This is a genomic window from Methanogenium sp. MK-MG, assembly GCF_009914725.1.
Lineage (GTDB): Archaea > Halobacteriota > Methanomicrobia > Methanomicrobiales > Methanomicrobiaceae > Methanogenium.
The window spans coordinates 30,371-48,503 of sequence record NZ_JAAAWJ010000001.1; the positions used below are offsets into that span (position 1 = coordinate 30,371).

The 18,133-nt window shown below is 52.7% G+C and carries 22 protein-coding genes; 13 read left to right on the forward strand and 9 right to left on the reverse strand.

Annotation, left to right across the window (positions count from 1 at the left end; genetic code table 11):
• Window positions 1-42: 42 nt before the first annotated feature.
• From MKMG_RS00145 to MKMG_RS00155, 3 genes are read right to left on the reverse strand one after another with little or no spacing between them, the layout of a single operon-like run.
• Window positions 43-558 (reverse strand): hypothetical protein, encoded by a 516-nt coding sequence (locus MKMG_RS00145; protein ID WP_165074212.1) that lies wholly within the window; start codon window positions 556-558, stop codon window positions 43-45.
• A 43-nt stretch (window positions 559-601) separates the two neighbouring features.
• Window positions 602-1,483 (reverse strand): GTP 3',8-cyclase MoaA, encoded by an 882-nt coding sequence (moaA, locus tag MKMG_RS00150; protein ID WP_165074214.1) that lies wholly within the window; start codon window positions 1,481-1,483, stop codon window positions 602-604.
• Entirely contained in the window at window positions 1,467-2,069 is a 603-nt protein-coding gene (locus MKMG_RS00155; protein ID WP_165074216.1) for an RlmE family RNA methyltransferase, read from the reverse strand. Before MKMG_RS00155 ends, moaA begins: the two co-directional genes overlap by 17 nt.
• A 103-nt stretch (window positions 2,070-2,172) precedes the next feature.
• On the opposite strand from MKMG_RS00155, the gene MKMG_RS00160 reads away from it, so the two are divergent.
• Both MKMG_RS00160 and MKMG_RS00165 read left to right on the forward strand, forming a co-directional pair.
• On the forward strand, window positions 2,173-2,916 hold the full coding sequence (locus tag MKMG_RS00160; protein ID WP_165074218.1) for a DNA polymerase sliding clamp: 744 nt from the start codon (window positions 2,173-2,175) through the stop codon (window positions 2,914-2,916).
• Window positions 2,916-3,920, forward strand: coding sequence for a DNA primase large subunit PriL (locus MKMG_RS00165; protein ID WP_165074220.1), 1,005 nt, complete (start codon window positions 2,916-2,918; stop codon window positions 3,918-3,920). The genes MKMG_RS00160 and MKMG_RS00165 overlap by 1 nt, the downstream gene beginning before the upstream one ends.
• On the opposite strand, the gene MKMG_RS00170 is transcribed toward MKMG_RS00165, so the two are convergent.
• Entirely contained in the window at window positions 3,917-4,093 is a 177-nt protein-coding gene (locus MKMG_RS00170) for a hypothetical protein (RefSeq protein ID WP_165074222.1), read from the reverse strand. The genes MKMG_RS00165 and MKMG_RS00170 overlap by 4 nt on opposite strands.
• Window positions 4,094-4,573: 480 nt before the next feature.
• Between MKMG_RS00170 and MKMG_RS00175 the strand changes: the two genes are divergently transcribed.
• The 7 genes from MKMG_RS00175 (at window position 4,574) to MKMG_RS00205 (ending at window position 8,500) form a co-directional block, all read left to right on the forward strand.
• Window positions 4,574-4,765, forward strand: coding sequence for a 30S ribosomal protein S17e (locus MKMG_RS00175; RefSeq protein WP_165074224.1), 192 nt, complete (start codon window positions 4,574-4,576; stop codon window positions 4,763-4,765).
• Between the two features lie 7 nt (window positions 4,766-4,772).
• A complete protein-coding gene (gene dapA / locus MKMG_RS00180) occupies window positions 4,773-5,648 on the forward strand; it encodes a 4-hydroxy-tetrahydrodipicolinate synthase (protein ID WP_165074226.1) in 876 nt (291 codons plus the stop codon).
• A complete protein-coding gene (dapB, locus tag MKMG_RS00185; protein WP_165074228.1) occupies window positions 5,641-6,399 on the forward strand; it encodes a 4-hydroxy-tetrahydrodipicolinate reductase in 759 nt (252 codons plus the stop codon). The genes dapA and dapB overlap by 8 nt, the downstream gene beginning before the upstream one ends.
• Window positions 6,400-6,464: 65 nt before the next feature.
• Entirely contained in the window at window positions 6,465-6,638 is a 174-nt protein-coding gene (locus MKMG_RS00190) for a 4Fe-4S binding protein (RefSeq protein ID WP_165074230.1), read from the forward strand.
• A 43-nt stretch (window positions 6,639-6,681) separates the two neighbouring features.
• Window positions 6,682-7,698, forward strand: a complete 1,017-nt coding sequence (gene asd, locus MKMG_RS00195) for an aspartate-semialdehyde dehydrogenase (protein ID WP_165074232.1) — start codon at window positions 6,682-6,684, stop codon at window positions 7,696-7,698.
• A gap of 12 nt (window positions 7,699-7,710) precedes the next feature.
• Window positions 7,711-7,983 carry a DNA-binding protein Alba gene (gene albA, locus MKMG_RS00200; protein ID WP_165074234.1) on the forward strand — a complete coding sequence of 91 codons (273 nt, stop codon included), beginning with the start codon at window positions 7,711-7,713 and terminating at the stop codon, window positions 7,981-7,983.
• Window positions 7,984-8,044: 61 nt separating this feature from the next.
• Complete coding sequence (locus MKMG_RS00205; RefSeq protein ID WP_165074236.1) at window positions 8,045-8,500, forward strand: hypothetical protein; 456 nt, start codon at window positions 8,045-8,047, stop codon at window positions 8,498-8,500.
• Window positions 8,501-8,807: 307 nt separating this feature from the next.
• Here MKMG_RS00205 and MKMG_RS00210 read toward each other — a convergent pair whose 3' ends face one another.
• The 4 genes from MKMG_RS00210 to MKMG_RS00225 all read right to left on the reverse strand — a co-directional run bounded on the left by MKMG_RS00210 (window position 8,808) and on the right by MKMG_RS00225 (window position 12,834).
• Complete coding sequence (locus MKMG_RS00210) at window positions 8,808-9,950, reverse strand: DUF373 family protein (RefSeq protein ID WP_165074238.1); 1,143 nt, start codon at window positions 9,948-9,950, stop codon at window positions 8,808-8,810.
• A 60-nt stretch (window positions 9,951-10,010) separates the two neighbouring features.
• The gene (locus MKMG_RS00215; protein ID WP_165074240.1) at window positions 10,011-10,874 is read right to left on the reverse strand and encodes a coiled-coil protein; all 864 of its coding nucleotides are present in this window, start codon (window positions 10,872-10,874) and stop codon (window positions 10,011-10,013) included.
• Between the two features lie 442 nt (window positions 10,875-11,316).
• Entirely contained in the window at window positions 11,317-12,480 is a 1,164-nt protein-coding gene (gene ftsZ, locus MKMG_RS00220) for a cell division protein FtsZ (RefSeq protein ID WP_165074242.1), read from the reverse strand.
• Between the two features lie 174 nt (window positions 12,481-12,654).
• Window positions 12,655-12,834, reverse strand: a complete 180-nt coding sequence (locus tag MKMG_RS00225) for a type II toxin-antitoxin system ParD family antitoxin (protein WP_165074244.1) — start codon at window positions 12,832-12,834, stop codon at window positions 12,655-12,657.
• A gap of 197 nt (window positions 12,835-13,031) precedes the next feature.
• On the opposite strand from MKMG_RS00225, the gene MKMG_RS00230 reads away from it, so the two are divergent.
• The 3 genes from MKMG_RS00230 (at window position 13,032) to MKMG_RS00240 (ending at window position 15,903) form a co-directional block, all read left to right on the forward strand.
• Complete coding sequence (locus MKMG_RS00230) at window positions 13,032-14,030, forward strand: histidinol-phosphate transaminase (RefSeq protein WP_165074246.1); 999 nt, start codon at window positions 13,032-13,034, stop codon at window positions 14,028-14,030.
• On the forward strand, window positions 14,018-14,611 hold the full coding sequence (locus MKMG_RS00235) for an NTP transferase domain-containing protein (protein WP_165074248.1): 594 nt from the start codon (window positions 14,018-14,020) through the stop codon (window positions 14,609-14,611). The genes MKMG_RS00230 and MKMG_RS00235 overlap by 13 nt, the downstream gene beginning before the upstream one ends.
• A 74-nt stretch (window positions 14,612-14,685) precedes the next feature.
• Window positions 14,686-15,903, forward strand: a complete 1,218-nt coding sequence (locus tag MKMG_RS00240; protein ID WP_165074250.1) for a TIGR00300 family protein — start codon at window positions 14,686-14,688, stop codon at window positions 15,901-15,903.
• 78 nt (window positions 15,904-15,981) lie between these two features.
• Here the strand turns inward: MKMG_RS00240 and MKMG_RS00245 are convergent, their stop codons facing one another.
• A complete protein-coding gene (locus tag MKMG_RS00245) occupies window positions 15,982-16,965 on the reverse strand; it encodes an archaeosine biosynthesis radical SAM protein RaSEA (RefSeq protein WP_165074252.1) in 984 nt (327 codons plus the stop codon).
• 27 nt (window positions 16,966-16,992) lie between these two features.
• On the opposite strand from MKMG_RS00245, the gene MKMG_RS00250 reads away from it, so the two are divergent.
• Window positions 16,993-18,102, forward strand: coding sequence for a hypothetical protein (locus tag MKMG_RS00250; protein ID WP_165074254.1), 1,110 nt, complete (start codon window positions 16,993-16,995; stop codon window positions 18,100-18,102).
• Window positions 18,103-18,133: the final 31 nt, after the last annotated feature.

Consider the following 18,133-nt stretch of genomic DNA (forward strand, 5'->3'; position numbering starts at 1 on the left):
GAGATTCATATCACGAAGAAAGCAGGCAGGAAGCCCACGACTTTAGTCTTGGGTAGTTGACTTCCCAATAAATTCCTGATATAACCTGCCGAGAGAGGCATCCGCATACAGGCTCTTTAAAAATCCCTTGTCAAAGAACTCGTCAATACATGTGGTAAAGAACTGGACGGGCAGGGGCTTGAGCGCTGCCGGGTCCATGGCAATCCGGAAGGAGCGGTAGGAGGCCGGACTCTCTGTGTCATAAATTTCCCGCCAGAGGGTGGGCAGTGCATCAAAGGTCTCGCGGTGGTTTGCCTTCAGCCAGTTGATGAAGGCAGGGAACCGGTCACGGCCGTCCTTCTTCTCCTCACCGATGCGCCACTTCATGTACTCCATATTCATGATATTTCTCATGGACTGGATATTGTATCCCTGGATACAGAGCGTAAAGTCAAGGTGGGCAATGGCGTCCTTAAAATAAAACCAGAATACGGGTTCAAACTCGTTTGGTGACTGCAGAATCAGTGATTTCTCATAGAGTTTTTTAAGAACCGGAGTATATTCGTTCGTTTCAAGCATAGTATCAGGTGGTGCCACACCTGAAATAAGTATTTGGAAGGTATCAGCAGTAGTACGGCTGACGAAGCATCACTGTCTCTCTGAACGCATCTTCCAGTGCCGCACCCCTGAGTCCGCGGATATTGACATGATTGTCATGGCGCATCAGGCAGGGCTTCAAAAATCCGTCCGATGTCACCCGCAGGCGGTTGCAGAAGGCGCAGAATTCGGTGTTGTGCATTGGCCGGACTATTTCAATCTCCGCCCCGTCCAGCAGGTACTTCTTCCGGTGGTGCATCCGCCGGGTGACCACCGTCTTTGCGATGCGCTGCAGCTCCTCCTCAAGACTGATCAGCTCCATATGGTAGGGGCAGTCCCTGAACTCGTCCATCAGTTCGATGAACTGTAAAATCAGGTGGTCACGGCTGCGGGCAAACTCAATGAAATCTGCAATCTCATCGTCATTGATGCCCTTCATCAGGACCACATTCAGCTTCACCGGCGTCAGCCCCGCCTCAATCGCCGCGTCAATCCCGACAAGCACATCCGACAGGCAGTCCTTCCCGGCAATTGATTTATAGCGCTCATGCCGCAGTGAATCCAGACTGATATTCACCCGTGAGAGTCCGGCATCCTTGAGATCCTGTGCCACTGACTCAAGAATCGTGCCGTTCGTGGTCATGGATGACTCCATGCCCTCAGGCACCATCGAGACAATATCGACCAGATCTGTTCTCATCAGCGGCTCCCCGCCGGTGAACTTGATGCTGCGCATATCAAAATGCTTTGCGACACGCATTATTTCCCCGATGTCTTCTGCCGACATCAGGGATTTGGGTGCCACCTCGCCTTCCGCGTGGCAGTAGATGCAGTTCAGATTACATCTCGGCGTAAGTGAAATGCGCAGGTTTGTGACCGTTCTTCCGTAGTTATCCTTCAGAATCATTCCGTCGCCCTTTGAATTTCTTTCCGATTATGTATACTTCAGTGCTTCCTTTTCGAGCTGCCTCTGAACGGTATACCTTCACGCCATAGAAATTCCGGCGCATTTTATCGAGAATCAGATGAAACATGTCGCCGTGGAAGGTCTTTACCACAAAATTGCCGCCGGGTTTCAGGAAATCCACGGCAAAATCACAGGCCTCCTCAGAGAGTCCGACCGAACGGGCCTGATCAAAGCTCTTGTTCCCGGAGAAATTCGGTGCCGCATCACAGACGATGACATTGACCTCAGTGATCATTGCCCCGACCTTTTCGCGTATATACTCCGTGGTGAAGTCACCTGTAAGTATAACGGCGCCCTCAACCGGTGGCACCGGGTTTAAATCAATACCGATCACCTGCTCATCGGTGAGCCCGCGGAGCACCTGCAGCCAGCTCCCCGGGGCGCACCCGAGGTCTATTACAACATCATCCCTGCGAATGACCTGGAACCGTTTCTGTATGTCTAAAAGCTTGTAGGCCGCACGGGATCGATAACCCTCCGTACGCGCCTTTCGGTAATATCCGTCTCTTCCCCACTGTGAACCCATAATCTAAAATCCTCTGCATGATGTTTATATCACGCAAAAACCTACATATTAATAAAAATTATGCCGGTATAACTTATAATAGACTTTGTAAAGGGGTAAAATAATGTTAAAAGCAGCCATTGATACAGATACCTTCAGGGAAACAATAGACGTCATTGCAGCTCTTGTCACCGAGTGCCGCATGCATGTCGGAGAAGACGGACTAAAGACACGCGCAGTAGACACGGCAAATGTCGCGATGATCTCACTCGCCCTCAGCCGTGAGGCATTCTCGTCCTTTGTTGCGACAGAGTGTGAGCTGGGCATTGATATCACAAAGATGAAGAATGTCATCGGGATGATGGGAAAAGGGGATGTATTGTCCCTTGAACTCCCGGAAGACGGGCATAAGATGGAGATGGTCTTCTCCGGCTACCAGTACTCGGTCACCCTTCTTGATGTCAATACCTTAAGAAAAGATCCCCAGCCGCCGACCATTGAACTGCCGGCAAAGATCCGGATCTCCGGTGCGCTGATCAACGACGGCATCAAGGCAGCCTCGGTCATATCCGACAAGATTGCACTGGGTGTGGACGCAGCCACCGGTACATTCTTCATGGAAGCAGAAGGGGACTCTGATCATATCCGGATTGAGCGCGGCGCAGACGAGCTCATATCACTCGAAGCCACAGACGTACGCTCACTCTTCTCTCTGGACTACCTGCGTGACATCGGCAAGGTGATGGCCCGTACAGCCGAGGTGGATGTGCAGATTGGAAACGACCACCCGGTCAGGGTGTCCTTTGACTTTGCAGACGGTCACGGGCATGTTGATTTCCTCCTTGCCCCGCGCATTGAGGCGGATTGATGCGAAGGCTCGATATCCGAGACCTTGCAAAATATCCATTTTTAAAAGAAGCAAAGGCATACGTCCAGAGCTCCGGCATACCGATTGACTCCCTTGTCTGCAGAGATTCCGGCAAAGGGGAAGATCTGGTGAAGCTGGCAGCAGACCGCGTGAAGGCTTCACTGCGCCCGCCTGCCTTTGATGACGTCAACACGGCGATCACACATCCCGATGACGAAATATACTCCTATGCCATCGCACGACTGCTTGTCTCCTGCATGGACGACACGTCAGTGCTGGACAAACTCGCCCGGTATGAAGCGGAGCGTTCCGCCTATTTTCTGAAGGCAGAAGATCCGGAGGTAACTGCGTATATTGCGACAGCAGTAAAAATTGACATCACGGCGCCCGACATGAGTGTCAAACAGTATGTCAGTCTTGTCTCGCGTATGCGCGAACCCCGCTGGCGCCTCGTCAACCGGGATGTCTCGCACGGCCGGGTCGTATGCACACCGGACGATTATGTGTCCATCCTCAGGGAGCAGATCCGCCAGGACATACGCTCGCCGCTGCCGCTTGCCGTCCCCGGTCCCGTTGCCGTCCGCCTCCGCACGTATGCAGAGGATGTATCCCATGTCTACCAGGAGCAGATCCTCGAACAGTATGGCAAGGTGGATGAAGGCTGTTTTCCGCCCTGCATTCGTGCCATCATTGCTGCTGTCACGGACGGCACCAATATACCGCATACCGCACGCTTTACTCTGACGGCATTCCTGCATGTCATCGGTCTGGATGAGACCGCGATTGTCGAGGTATTTGCCCGGGCGCCTGACTTTGACATACAGCGCACGATGTACCAGGTGGAGCATATATCCGGGTCAGGCGGAACAGAGTATGCGCCACCGGGTTGTGCGATGCTGAAGACCTACGGTCTCTGCGTCAATCCGGATAAATACTGTAAAAAAATCGCGCATCCGCTGAGTTATTACAAATACCTCAAGAAAATACCGGGAAAGAAGGCCTAAATGGTCTGCCGTCCGATGTAATGTCCGCCGGTGCTTATGCAGGCGATGAAGAGGACGATTGCTGCAATATATGCATATGGTGCCGGAAGCAGAACGGGCAGCAGAACAACAGCTGCAATCAGCACAATGAGGCTTGTGATGGCTGTTACACTGTCAAGGACGACGGGTTTCATCTGAGTATATTCTCTGTCGTGACGTAAATGTCTATTCATCCCCTGCAATCTCCTTAAACAATCTGAAAAACCGATATGTTCTGTATGCAGACCCGCAAAGAGGTGGCCGCAGCCCTGTGCGAGGCAGCCCTCATCATAAGGAAGGCCGATCCGCGATTGATCCCGGACGGGGGCATCAGCATGGGCTATGCCCTCCCCGGTGCCGGCACGCAATATTATTATGCTCTCGGGTTGCATTGGCCGCAAAGAAAGTGCGTAAATCCCCCTGGTCTTTAGTCAGGGGGATGTAAACGTTTGCTTTCATGGGCATAAATTAAGTATTTGTAATACTAATAAGAGGGAACCTGATTACGAGATCCAAGTAATCATTTCACCTTCGGAACGAGGGGAAGGGCCTGTGGACTAATGGAGAATACTCCGGAGAATGAAGCAGGAAGCCACTAAGTCTTTGGCTTTGTGGTAGTTCACAGGAGCATCTGAATGGGAGTCAAACCAACGTACATTAAATCACTGGCCCAGGAATTGATCGTAAAGCACGGCAGCCGGTTCACCGGAAATTTTGATGAAAACAAGTGTGCCGTTTCTGAAGTGGCAATTATCGACAGCAAACGCATCAGAAACCGTGTGGCAGGCTATATCACGAGAAAGGTAAATAGAAGGAAAGAAATATAATCCTTTTATGTTTGAGGGCGTTTATCCTGCACTTATCACTCCGTTCGAAGATACCGCTGACGCGGGCCTGAATCTTTTGGGTCTTCGCGCCAACATTGAGTATCTGATTGAAAACGGAGTGCACGGGGTTGTGCCCTGTGGTTCAACCGGTGAGTCAGCAACACTGACATTTGAAGAGCATGAGATTGTCATTGGAGAGACAATTGATGCCGTCAATGGCAGGGTGCCGGTCGTTGCCGGTACTGGTTCAAATAATACCGCCGAAGCCCTGCGATTTACCAAATCCGCATCAGATCAGGGCGCGGATGCGGTGCTTGTTCTTTCTCCGTATTACAATAAACCGAACCGTTCCGGTCTTATTAAGCATTATACCAGAATCGCAGATATTGGCGTCCCGGTCATCATATACAATGTGCCTTCCCGTACTGGCCAGAACCTGACGCCTGACCTGATCACCGAACTGGCCGCCCACCCGGGCATCGTCGGTGTCAAAGAGGCGAGCGGCGACATCAACCAGATATCAGAGATCATCGAAGGGACCCGTGACAAGGACTTCTCGGTCTTCTCCGGCGATGATGCAATGACCCTGCCCGTGCTCGCACTGGGCGGCGCCGGTGTGATTACGGTTACGGCGAACGTTGAACCCGCGCGGTTTGTCGCCCTCTATGAGCGCTTCCGTGCGGGCGACTATGCCGGTGCACGGGATATGCATTACGAACTGTCCCCTCTGATGCGTGCCCTCTTCATCGACACCAACCCCATTCCCGTCAAGCGGGCCGTCGGCATGCGGGGCATGGCCGCAGGACCCCTGCGCCTGCCGCTTGACTCCATGACAGACGCTGCAGAGGCAGAGTTAAAGGAGGTGTTGTCCCGTTATGACTAAAATAGCCATATGCGGGGCCCTCGGGCGCATGGGCACGACGATTGCACACCTCATCAATGAGGCAGACGGCCTGACGTTTGTCGGCGGCGTGGACATCAGGGATGGCAGCCTCCTGGGGCAACCCGTGTACCCGTCAACAGAAATCCGCACCTTTTTGCAGGAGATGAAACCTGACGTCCTCATCGATTTCACGATCGCCCACGCAGCGGTTGAAAATATCATCGCAGGTGCAGAGGCGGGCACAGCGCTTGTGGTCGGCACCACCGGTTTCACCCCTGAACAGCGTTCGAAGATCGACGAAGCCATCGCTGGCAGTGTCCCTGCGGTCATCTCCAGCAACTACAGTGTCGGCATGAACATCTTCTGGAGACTTGTCCGTGAGGCGGCACAGCGCCTGGGGGACTATGACATCGAGGTCATTGAAGCCCATCACCGCTACAAGAAGGATGCGCCGTCCGGGACCGCGCGGACCATTCTTGAGATTATCGGTGAGGAGACCGGCAGGACGGAATGCCTCTATGGCAGAGAGGGGATGACCGAGCGAAAGGATGAGATCGGGGTGCACGTCATTCGCGGCGGAGATATTGTCGGCGACCATACGGTTCTTTTTGCAGCAAACAACGAGACTATCGAGCTTTCCCACCGTGCCTATGATCGGGCGGTCTTTGCCCATGGCGTCATCCGTGCGGCCCGTTTTGTCACCGGAAAAACGCCCGGCATCTACTCGATGGACGACGTCCTCGGTCTCTGATACATCCAGACCCAATCGAACCTTTTTTATGGCTTTTCTGATAACGAGGATAAAGAGGATTACCCATGGTAGCAGTAGTTGATAAAGATAAATGTACCGGCTGTGAAGCGTGTGTTGACATCTGCCCCGCAGCAGCGATTGAGATGCAGGACGGTATCGCAGTAGTTGACGCTGATCTCTGTATTGACTGTGAATCCTGTGTGGATGAATGCCCGGCTGAAGCCATCCGCATGGAGTGAACCAAACCTTTTATACCCCCTTCAGCTATAATATAAAATATCTATGATTAATGTAGGTGTGCTCGGAGCTACGGGTGCGGTTGGGCAGAGGTTTGTAGAACTTCTTGCCAACCACCCGTGGTTCAGGCTCACAACTCTGACTGCGTCTGATCGCAGTGCGGGGAAACGGTATCAGGACGTTGTTAACTGGCGTCTTGATGTCCCGTTCCCGGAAGAGATTGGGAGCCTTGTTGTGGAACCAACGACGGTGTCGGCAGTGTCAGACCTGGATCTGGTATTCTCTGCGCTTCCCGCAGATATTGCAACCACTCTTGAAACAGATATTGCTGCTGCGGGTGTCGGTGTCTGCAGTAATGCATCTTCTCACCGGATGGACCGTAATGTACCTCTTGTCGTGCCTGAGGTAAATCCCGATCATCTCGGGCTCATTGACGTGCAGCGTGACAAGGGCACTGACGGCTTCATTGTTGCCAATCCAAACTGTTCAACCATTGTGCTCTGCCTCTCTCTTGCTCCGCTCATGCCGTTTGGGTTCTCAAACCTCACGGTGGCAACCATGCAGGCGATTTCAGGCGCTGGATTTCAGGGGATTCCCGCCATGGAAATTTATGACAATGTTGTCCCATACATCGGGTCGGAGGAGGAGAAGATGGAGCGTGAGCCACTGAAGATCATGGGGTCATTCGATGGGGCAGAAGTTCAGAATGCACCATTCCGGGTATCTGCGAGCTGCCACCGTGTGCCGGTCATTGACGGGCACACCATGGCGATCTGGGCAGACACCAAAGCACCGGTGGCAGATGTCATTGAAGCCTACAGGGCTTACACTCCGCCCATATCGGGGCTTCCCCACCTTCCGGCAGAGTCTGTTCATTATGCCGACGAACCCAACCGGCCGCAGCCGCGGCTGGACAGGAATCGCGGCGGGGGGATGACGGTCTCTGTCGGAAGAATGCGTGAGGGTCTGCGGTATGTGGCGATGGGACACAATACCATCCGGGGTGCAGCCGGTGCCTCTGTGCTTAATGCAGAACTCATCGTCTCAAAGAAGTACGTATGAGGTGAACAGCAAATGATTAAGGATAACACAGTATTCGTCGGAAACAAACCAGTGATGAACTATGTACTGGCAGTCATTACCCAGTTTAACAACGGTGCGGAGGAGGTCTCGATAAAGGCACGGGGGAAGGCCATATCGCGGGCCGTTGATACTGCAGAAATTTCACTGAACCGGTTTCTCCAGGATGTCACAAAAAAAGAGATCGTCACATCCACTGAAGTAATCGACACTGAAAGCGGACAGACCAATGTCTCAAGCATTGAGATCCTGCTTGCACAGAAATAAATCATCTCTTCTTTTTTCCGCGACCATAAAGGCTATAATCATCTCTGACAGACAGTGTAGTATGAAACTGCTGCCGGTGATATGTTGCGCTCTTCTGCTCCTTGCAATGATCATACCGGCAGGGGCCGCAGACCCGAACCAGTACAGCTACATCACGGTAGAGGGCTGCACCATACACCTGAATGACGAGGATGCGGTGATCGACCTCAATTATTCAATAGATGAGGGCATTGTGCTCCTTGTCCATCTTCTGGGGAAGTCCGATCTGAAACGCAAACTGGGTGCTATTACAGGGTACCCGGATGCGCGCTACCGGACGATTGATATGGATCACGCGACAATTGTCGTCAGCAGTGTCTCCCAGGACTATGGGGAAGGGTCATACTGGTTCCCTGCCCATACGTTTGGGATTGAAATGCCCGAGGTGACTGTCATCTCCCCTCAGGTGAACCGCAGTTATAATCAGACCTCTTCGCTTCCGGGGATGGGCTACTTCGGGACAGCGGGTCAGGCATAATCACGACTTTAGCCGTGGGTGGTTGACACAACCACGGCAGACGGCATTTCATGTGCCTGTGAACCTTTTTTCCCGTAAGAACACTTCCCTCCCACTATCTGTCTGTGCTTAGCGCGGGCAGGGCTGATTTATTTGTGGTGCGGTCATGCGTCGCCATGAAGAGAACGTTTGCCTGCAGTCTTTTTCTCCGGCATATGGCACACCACTTTTTTGAAAAATGCAGTAACGAGGGGGACTGCATAATACTGCTTTTCAGGCAGGCATGTGGGCAGAAGATACCCGGATGTACGGCCTGCAAAATAATGGATTAATGCCGTGAAAACCGTTTGCTGCTCTTTTCTTTCACTTCCGGTGCGTACTTCTCGACCTTCTGCAGCACCTTCTGGATGTAGAAGCCGATGAACGCCAGTATCAGGCCTGCAATGGTGGTGAGCATCATGATGCGTAAACCGTCCACACCGTCAATCGGAAAGCCCTCGATAGTGGGGAGGGAGATGACATAGACGGATGCTCCATAGGCAATGAGCCCGAGACCCGTTACAAAGAACGGCAGTGTGATTGTACGCGGCAGCATCTTCGGTTCATTCTGTATCACATCGATGATCTTGCCGAGAAGGGCAATCAGGATGGCAGCGACGATGTAGCCGACGGAACCGTAGATGAAGGTGAGCAGATAAAAGAGCACTCCCGCATCAGGAGTATACCATGTGAGGAAACTTGAGAGTCCCATGACAATCCCCAGGAGGCCGATGAATATTGAGGCGATGTAACATACAAACGATATTCTGCCGCCGATAAACGATTCCTTCAACCCACGCAGGGCTAAACTGAAGTATTCATCAATACCCAGTCCCTTAAAGAGCAGGAACACACCAAGCACACCGACCACGATAAATATTGCCAGCTCTGTCGTCCCGAGGAGACTGCCGATGGCGAAAATGAGCATCACGAGCCCGACAGGCATCAGGATGGACTGTGCATGCTTCGGGTCGTCAAGGATCTTTTTGATGATATAGTAGGTGCCCTCAAGGTTTGGCATCTGGTTGACAATGACGCGCTGGACGCTTGAGACCGATACATGTGACTGGATCACAGGCAGAATAAATTCATCCTCTGCACCGTCTGTTACAAGAATACACTCAGTTACCTCCAGATCCCAGACTATCTTCCTCAGGTCTTCTGCTATCTTCCGGTCGCCGTCAATCGAATTGTAATGATTGCCTGCAATCACTGCGATGCGGACATCGTCCCCCTTCTCAAGGCGCTCATCGTATATTTTTATTCCCTGAAAAATTGCATTGACGTCAGAATCTTCCGGATCCTCAAGACCCAGACGGGTGGCGGCATCAAGACATTCGTCCCTCCCCGTAACCGGGCTCTGGATCCCAGCCTTAAAGCCGATATCATCATCCCTGTCAACACAGAGAATGAGCATCCGGTCACCTGACATATATACATAGAAGTCAATTCGCTTCTATAAAAGTCTGATGAAAGGACTGATAAAAAAAGATTATATGAGTCTTGCACGCTGCAGAAGCAGAATGTCGTCTGTAGTAAGTTTTTCGCCGGCCCGGAACTGCTGGAAGACCAGTTCTGCTTCCTCTCTGACCGCTTTCTGTTCCTTGTTGACCCTTGTCTTCTTACCCTTCTTGCGGATTCCGCCGATCACTTTATCGTAGTCACGGAGTTCCTTCTGGCATGCAATAAACTGGTTGTGCTCAGCATCTGCAGCCTCCTGTGCCTCAACAAATTTCCGGTGTCCTTCGTCCGCGGCTTCGCGTGACTTGTCGGCATTCCGGTAGCATTCGACCATCAGGTCGTGGTGCTGCTGGGCAAGTTCTGCCTTCTCGGTAACGGTTGCATGAAACTCTGATGCTGCCCGGCGGAATTCCCGTGCTTCCTGGAGCTTGGTGTGAACTTCCTTGTTCTGCTCGATCTCCTCTTCCTGCTCTTTGATCTGGAGTCTGAGCTGTTTGATCTGATCAATGAGTTCCCGCTCCTTGTCAGTATTCATGACGCGGGTCTGCTGGTCCATCTCGAGCTTATCGATTCTCTTCTGAACGTCCTTTATCCCGCGGGAGTTATTGATGGCGCCATGCTCTTTTTTGTATTCATCAATCTCCTCAAAGAGTGCATTTGCCTTCTCATTGAGCTGGTTGCGCTCAACTTTTATGGACTGCACTGCTTTGTTGTTCTCGTCACGAAGCTCCTTGTGCTTCTGTGCTTCGTCAACAAATTCACGCGTCTGCCCGTTAAGCTGGTTGCGCTCACGTGCACAGGTGCTTGCAAGAGCGTTCAGTTCATTTCTGTTGTCTTTGTGCTGTTCAGAATCTGTCAGCATATTCTTTCTTTTGTCAATAAGTTCAGTCAACATGCCCTACCTTACCTTTTGTATTTATGGCACAACAATTCATCTTCAGTTGATCCGCAGGAAACATATGTACAGGATAAACTCCTGATGATAACCATTTCAAAAGAGTTCTTACGAAATCCGGAGAACCGACTTTGTTCATATGGCTGTTCATGATGTTCAACTCCTGTACGGCCTGTCCATGCGGGCAGGCATTCCCGGGGCCAGTGAAGGGTTCACTGTAGTTCTTTAATATTGCATAGTTGCCGCATATTAATGTTTCGTAACACAACCCTCTGTTCGGTTGTAAAATGGATAAATTAACAAAATGGGTTGCCTCCCCGCATGCAGGGAGGAGTGTTTTTCCCTATTGTATCGTGCGGGGACGATTTTTGGGAGTGGGGGTGATTTTTTGGTTTGGTTTGGCGAATGACGGGTAATGATGAGTTGGAATTGTTAGTTTTAATCAGCGGATGAAGTCAATCAGTCCGCCGCTGGTCTGTTCATGGGCCACCTGACGCCCGGAGGATCGCATCAGGCCGGAAACATCCCCACGTCCGACTGACCGGGTCATAGGTGCTGAAGCTGAGTTTGAAATGTCATAGCTCTGCCCGAGGATCTGTGCGCTCTTCACGCCGGTCATGATGGCCATGACACGTACTTTGCCCTCGTATTCCTTCTTGACGCGTGCTCCCCAGATGACATCTGCATGTGCATCCAGTTCGTAGGTGAGTGAACTTGCAATCTCTTCGGCATCAGAGAGTGTCAGGTCACTGCCGCCGGTGATGTGGATGAGGCTGCCGGTTGCGCCGCGGTAGTCAATGTCGAGGAGCGGGTGGTTCAGGCATTCATGAACGACGCTCTCTGCCTTGTTCTGCTGTTTGCTCTCTCCGACAAGCATGACTGCAACACCGCCCTTGCTCATGATGGCACGGACGTCTGCGTAATCGATGTTGATGAGGGATGGTTCGGTGATGGTCTCTGATATGCCTTTGACCGTCTCTGCGATGAGCTGGTCCATGACTGAGAACGCCTGTCCGAGGGGCAGGTTTGGCACAAAGCTCATGAGCCGGTTGTTGTCAAGAACAATGACGGAGTCAGCTGCGTTTGCAAGTGCCTCCAGCCCTTCCTCTGCCCTGAGGAGGCGGGCCTTCTCCACCTGGAAGGGATAACTCACCATTGCAACGACGATGGCGCCCTGTTCTTTTGCAATCTGTGCGACGACCGGTGCGACACCGGTACCGGTTCCGCCTCCCATGCCTGCTGTGGCGAAGCAGAGATCTGCATCGGCGAGAAGACCCTCAAGGGTGGTGCGGGCCATCTCTGCGGCACGCTTGCCGATATCCGGGAATCCGCCGGCGCCAAGGCCCTTGGTGAGCGACTTTCCGACGAGAACACGCTTGTCGGCCTGGATCATCTCAAGGTGCTGTTTATCTGTGTTAACAGCGATGGTCTCCGCACCACTAACCTTCATATGATACAGTCGGTTGATGGTGTTGTTTCCGGCACCGCCGCACCCGACAATGACAATCCGGGGTTTCCCGATTAAGTCATCGTCTCCGATGACGCCGCGGGCCACCTGCTTTTCCTGTTCAGCGTTCTTCAAAGCTTCCTTAATAATAGTCTGCATCCTAAACCTCCAGGGTCTGATAAATTTTCTCGTACATGCGAGGAACTGAGTAGGAATGATTATCAATGGACTGCATCAGTCGCCCAGCATTCTGAAGACCGCCTGTGATAATTCCCTCCAGGTAATTATCGTCGTAGCAGGCATACAGTATTCTCTCCATTGTATTTTCCCCCCCTAAACCTCAAACGAGATCTGTTCGCTGTCTCTCAGAACACGGTTCGCTTTCTTTTCAATGAGTTCCCGCACTGCGTATCTCACCGCTTCAGATACGGTTGGAAACTCCCCGGCATCAACAAGTTTTTCGAGCATGGCAATCTGTTGCCGGGGTAAACGAATCGTGATACGCTCCATCATGTAAATCTCCGGTGTCTGACATTTGGCAGCTCCGTGCCATCTATTTGTCTGACATGAAGCTGCTTTATGACAGACTTTTTTCAGACAATCTAACATCTATAACCACGTCATATAACCTTTGCGTATTGGTGCGCCCTCATCTGCGGTTTCCGGCAGATGCCCAAATGTTCAATAATTTGTAAAATAAACGAATATATGTGAGATTTCGGCGGATTGAAAAAACAGAGCATGGCGGGAGAACCCATCTGGTATCGAGCAGCAGTGCTGAGGTCATTCTGGACTTCAGTGAAAATTTAAATCCTTTTCCGCCGTCCTTTTCCTGGAATCCCGATGGGATACCGGTATCTTCCTATCCTGACAACCGGTATGCCGCCCTGAAGGAACATATTGCGCGTATTGAGGAGCGCAGGCCTGATGAGATCTGTGTGGGGAACGGGTCGGTGGAAATTATCCGTTCTTTTTGTCTTGCCGCCCTGAGTCCGGGTGATCAGGTCACGGTCCCCCCCCATACCTTTGGGGAATATGCTGTTTCTGTCAGGTGCGCTGGTGGAATCCCCGTTGTCCGGCAGGATGATTGTGTGGCAGAATTCTTCTGTAATCCCAATAACCCGACCGGATCTCTTCTGCAAAAGAATGCTGTGCTGGAAAAGATACAGAAGCATGAGGATGCAGGGACTCAGCTCTTTATCGACGAGGCGTTCATTGACCTTGCAGACCCTGCGGAAAGTGTCACCGGCGTACGTTCTGAACATGTCTTTGTCCTCCGTTCTCTCACAAAGGCCTTTGCGGTTCCCGGCATCCGGTTTGGCTGGGGCGTGGGCAGTCCTGATCTCGTGGCGGCAATTGAGGCCATACGCCCCCCATGGAGCGTGAATGCATATGCGGAGAGCTATGCGCATGTGGCACTCGACAATGCATACCAGCTGCAGGCATCACGCACACAGATTGCTGAAGAACGGGCTTTCCTTGCAGGTGCACTGGAGATGCGTGGCATATCTGTCTGTCCGTCTGCAGTGAACTTCCTGCTTTTCCAGGCTCCTGTCCGTGCATCAGACCTGAAATCCCGTCTCCTCTCCCACGGTATCCTGGTCCGCGACTGTGCCTCATTCGGTCTTCCTGAGTATGTGCGTATCGCGGTGCGCACGCGTGATGAGAACTGTATGCTGCTGGAGGCACTGGATGCATGCTTGCCCTGATCGTTGCAGGCGGCAGGGGTACGCGGCTGAATATGGGGGAGAAACCGCTGCTGCGCATCTGCGACCGCCCCATGATTGCATACATCACCGATGCCTTTCTTGCGGCAGGCATTGAACCGGTTGCGGTTCTCTCACCATATGTGCCGCAGACAGGAAACTGGTGCCGGGCAAACGGCATTACCACCTTCCAGGCAGAAGGGGCGGGATATGTGGAGGACATAACAGCATGCATTGCGATGCTTGACATTACAGAACCGGTCTTCACCTCAGTGAGTGATATACCCTGCCTGACGCCTGAGATCATATCGGCAGTGTGGGACACCTATCTGGCGGCCGGAACAGACGCCTGTTCTGTCTGGGTGCCTGCCGCCTTCTGCCGGATGCGTGGGGCAGACCCTGCCTATGTACAGAGAATAGACGAAACCGATGCCGTGCCATGCGGGATTAATATCCTGAACGGTGCAAAAAACGGTGAGGAGCAACAGGAGACTACCATCCTCATGGACTCCCGCCGTCTCGCCGTGAATGTCAATGCGCCGGCAGATATTGCAGCAGCGCAGCAGATTCTTCTCTCCCGCTAACGGATAGATCGCCCGGGTCCGGGGGTGTGATGCATCAAGCCATTTTTATCATGAGAATTACCAATAGGTATTGTATGGAATATTCTCGGGAGATTGAACTGAAGGGGCACATCATAGATTCCGGAATTATGACCCGGGTCTTTGACGCCATCATGGAGATGGGGGGCAATTTCGAGATCACTGTCTTTGATATCGGGAAAAAAAAGCAGGATGAAAGCTATGCACGTATCCTGGTCAGTACGGGCGAAGAACCCCTGCTTTTAGAGATCCTGAGCGTTCTTCACCGCCTCGGCGCCCGGCCTCCGGTCGTTGAGGATGTGGCACTTGCTGAAGCTGAGGCAGACCGTGTCGTTCCCAAGGGATTCTATTCCACGACCAATCACCCGACGATGGTGAAATACGAGGATGAATGGCTGCGTGTGGAGGCAATCGAGATGGACTGTCTGATTGTCGTCGTTCCTGCAGAGAAACGGGCACTCTGTACGCCGATGTCCAAACTCCGTAAAGGCGACCGGGTTGTCATGGGTGAAACAGGTGTTCGTGTCGAACCCCCCGAGCGGCCGCGTAAGGTCAGTACATTTGAGTTTATGCATGGCACCGTCTCCTCTGAACGGCCCAGTGAGACGGTCATATCGCAGATCGCTCAGGAGATGAAGGACATGAAAGCCCGGGGCGGGAAGATTGGCATCGTCGGCGGCCCTGCCATCATCCATACCCGTGGTGCCCCGGCACTGGCAGAGATCATCCGGGAGGGGTATGTAGACGTACTCTTTGCCGGGAATGCCCTTGCCACCCATGATATTGAGTACGATCTCTTTGGCACCTCCCTCGGGATGAACCTTGATACCGGGACGCTGGCTGCGGGCGGGCATAAAAACCATATCTATGCCATCAGTGAGATCATTAGGGCAGGTTCTATACGTGCTGCGGTGGAACAGGGTGTGATTAAAAAGGGCATCATGTACGAATGCATCAAAAACGATGTGCCGTTTGTCCTCGCAGGCTCCATACGCGATGACGGCCCCCTTCCGGATGTAATAACAGACGTGATGGTGGCACAGGACCGCATGCGTGAATATCTCAGAGACCTTGACATGGTCATCATGATAGGCACTCTGCTCCATTCAGTTGCCGTCGGCAACTGCCTGCCGTCATACGTGAAGACCATCTGCGTGGACATCAATCCCGCGTCGGTGACAAAACTGATGGACCGCGGGACGATGCAGGCCATTGGGGTTGTCAGTGATGCCGGCACATTCCTGCCGATGCTGGCAAAGTATCTTCAAAAATAAAAATATTATATTTTCTTTGGGGGATGGCCCCCCTCTGTTCTTTACATACGGGTGGAAAAATCCCGGTATTGTGAATGATTATTTTGTCAGCGGCATGCACCAGGGTTCTTCATTCTCCAGTACATATCTCCATTCTTCCACACAGGCACACCCGGCATCCACACACCGCTTCAGGTGAATCTTGTTGCCCGTACGGTTATACTCATTGATGGCATCCACAATCTCGTAATCACATTCGCCACAGTTGTGCGGCCCCCGCCGTTTGCCTCCGCCGACCGGGTCGCACTGCACGTAGTGGTCTGTGGAGAGCAGTGCATCGAGTGCACTCCAGAGATAGGGCGGGCGGTACGACCCCTGTCTCCAGTACTGCTCCACTTCGGTGCGTTTCTGGATGGTGCAGAGGTTCATGGAGATGATATCAGAGTATGGGATGGCCTCACGGATGGACTGTTTCATGTCACTGAGAGCCTCACGTTCGGTGAGATACGGCGGTTTCATCATCAGGTAGGTCTTGACACCGACATCTGCCCGTCGGGCCGTCTCTACAGCGTCCTTAAAATCGTCAAAGGTGAGTCCTTTGTGGATGCATTTCTCCCTGATGTAGTCATTGGTGGTCTCAAGACCCATCGCCACATAGAGTGCGGCATCCCCGCCTGCCTCCAGTGCCTCCCGGAAGGAGGTGAGCGCGTCCTCTGCCACATATTCCGTTCGTGTCTCGGCGATGACAACCTTGCCGGCAAAGAGTGCCGCCACGTCATCCAGAAATGCCGGGGGGACTTCCTGCGGGTCAAAAAATGAGCCTGACGTGAATATCTTCACCATTGCATAGGAGTCAGACGGGTAATTCTCTGCCACCCAGCGCAGCTGGCCGCGGAGTTCTGCGAGGATCTCATCACGGTTCCTGCTGTGGGAGCGTTCAAACCGGTAGCCGCACATCAGGCACTGGTTCCAGCTGCACCCTCCGCTACGGAAGATGACAGTCAGGCAGGGAGTCTCTTCATTCTGATACAGGTCTGTCCCTGTCCAGCATGCGAGAGGTTTTAGTATTGCGTCTGATATCATTAGTGTACAATGATTTGGTATCTGAATATGAAAAAGGTGGCATGCCTGCTCGGACTTATTCTTCTCTGTTCGGGGGCGGCGTCAGCCTATGAAATCAAGTGTTCATGCCCGGATGAGGTCTATCGCGGCGACATTGTCACCATCGGGGGGACAAGCACCCTTCCTCCCGGATACAGCACCTGGATACAGTTGTATGAAGTTCAGCCCATGTCACGTGAACTGACATCGCAGGCCCTTGTCATACAGCAGGACGGCACCTGGTCCATTCAGCTCCAGACACTCTCACTGGAAGAGGGGACCTACAAGTTTGAAATTGTTGAGGATGTTATGGACTATCCCCTCAGTTCAGGGTCGGACCGGACAACGATGTTTAAGGTCATTGACAGATCCGGTGAGATTACCATTCTCTCTCCTTCCACCCAGACATCACGGGACACACTGTCCATCTATGGTCGTGCCCCTGACATCGGGCCAGCCGGCCTGCAGATTGAAGTGACAGACAGTCGTGGCACGGTCATATACGGGCCGCTCTACATCCGGACCGATGCAGACGGATACTTCTCCAAGGATGTGCCCGTCCCCGGGCCCGGCCGGTATTACACTGAATTTTCTGACTTCAGGAATAATGAGGCCCGGTTTATTACCTGTGTGAGTTTCACCCTGGAAGACCCCGGCACGTCTGCAGAGTCCACGCCCACACCGACGGCCCCTGCCCCTGGTCAGACTGTTTCAGCGTCTGCCACCGCGACACGGGACGCACCGGCCTACTTTATTGTCGATACCCTGCCGGGCAGAGTGGAGGTCACCACGTCCACTGGCACTGACTGGCGCATATATCACACGGACGGAACAGCATCTGCCACGCGAATCGACGATACCGGCAGCACTGCACCGGAGGTGTTCACCGTGACCTCTCCGGGGGGCATGCTCTACCTGAAGGTTGAGCCTGTGCGTGCCGGTGATGAAGGCACAGTCACCGTCACTGTGGAAAATGCGAAATCTGTTGCCAGTGGCCCGGCTGCCGCATCCTATTTTGGTGATGTAATTCCTGTTTCTGAGCCCACCGAGTCGCCATTTCCGCTCGTGATGCTGATCTTTGCACTGCTTGTCATCGGATGCGCAGGGATTCGCAAATAACACCATTTTTTAACCCGGAGCACTGATTATT

Coding starts and splice junctions, on each gene's coding strand:
- MKMG_RS00145 (WP_165074212.1), bottom strand. CDS start 558: ATGCTTGAAACGAACGAATATACTCCGGTTCTTAAAAAACTCTATGAG.
- moaA (WP_165074214.1), bottom strand. CDS start 1,483: ATGATTCTGAAGGATAACTACGGAAGAACGGTCACAAACCTGCGCATT.
- MKMG_RS00155 (WP_165074216.1), bottom strand. CDS start 2,069: ATGGGTTCACAGTGGGGAAGAGACGGATATTACCGAAAGGCGCGTACG.
- MKMG_RS00160 (WP_165074218.1), top strand. CDS start 2,173: ATGTTAAAAGCAGCCATTGATACAGATACCTTCAGGGAAACAATAGAC.
- MKMG_RS00165 (WP_165074220.1), top strand. CDS start 2,916: ATGCGAAGGCTCGATATCCGAGACCTTGCAAAATATCCATTTTTAAAA.
- MKMG_RS00170 (WP_165074222.1), bottom strand. CDS start 4,093: ATGAAACCCGTCGTCCTTGACAGTGTAACAGCCATCACAAGCCTCATT.
- MKMG_RS00175 (WP_165074224.1), top strand. CDS start 4,574: ATGGGAGTCAAACCAACGTACATTAAATCACTGGCCCAGGAATTGATC.
- dapA (WP_165074226.1), top strand. CDS start 4,773: ATGTTTGAGGGCGTTTATCCTGCACTTATCACTCCGTTCGAAGATACC.
- dapB (WP_165074228.1), top strand. CDS start 5,641: ATGACTAAAATAGCCATATGCGGGGCCCTCGGGCGCATGGGCACGACG.
- MKMG_RS00190 (WP_165074230.1), top strand. CDS start 6,465: ATGGTAGCAGTAGTTGATAAAGATAAATGTACCGGCTGTGAAGCGTGT.
- asd (WP_165074232.1), top strand. CDS start 6,682: ATGATTAATGTAGGTGTGCTCGGAGCTACGGGTGCGGTTGGGCAGAGG.
- albA (WP_165074234.1), top strand. CDS start 7,711: ATGATTAAGGATAACACAGTATTCGTCGGAAACAAACCAGTGATGAAC.
- MKMG_RS00205 (WP_165074236.1), top strand. CDS start 8,045: ATGAAACTGCTGCCGGTGATATGTTGCGCTCTTCTGCTCCTTGCAATG.
- MKMG_RS00210 (WP_165074238.1), bottom strand. CDS start 9,950: ATGTCAGGTGACCGGATGCTCATTCTCTGTGTTGACAGGGATGATGAT.
- MKMG_RS00215 (WP_165074240.1), bottom strand. CDS start 10,874: ATGTTGACTGAACTTATTGACAAAAGAAAGAATATGCTGACAGATTCT.
- ftsZ (WP_165074242.1), bottom strand. CDS start 12,480: ATGCAGACTATTATTAAGGAAGCTTTGAAGAACGCTGAACAGGAAAAG.
- MKMG_RS00225 (WP_165074244.1), bottom strand. CDS start 12,834: ATGATGGAGCGTATCACGATTCGTTTACCCCGGCAACAGATTGCCATG.
- MKMG_RS00235 (WP_165074248.1), top strand. CDS start 14,018: ATGCTTGCCCTGATCGTTGCAGGCGGCAGGGGTACGCGGCTGAATATG.
- MKMG_RS00240 (WP_165074250.1), top strand. CDS start 14,686: ATGGAATATTCTCGGGAGATTGAACTGAAGGGGCACATCATAGATTCC.
- MKMG_RS00245 (WP_165074252.1), bottom strand. CDS start 16,965: ATGATATCAGACGCAATACTAAAACCTCTCGCATGCTGGACAGGGACA.
- MKMG_RS00250 (WP_165074254.1), top strand. CDS start 16,993: ATGAAAAAGGTGGCATGCCTGCTCGGACTTATTCTTCTCTGTTCGGGG.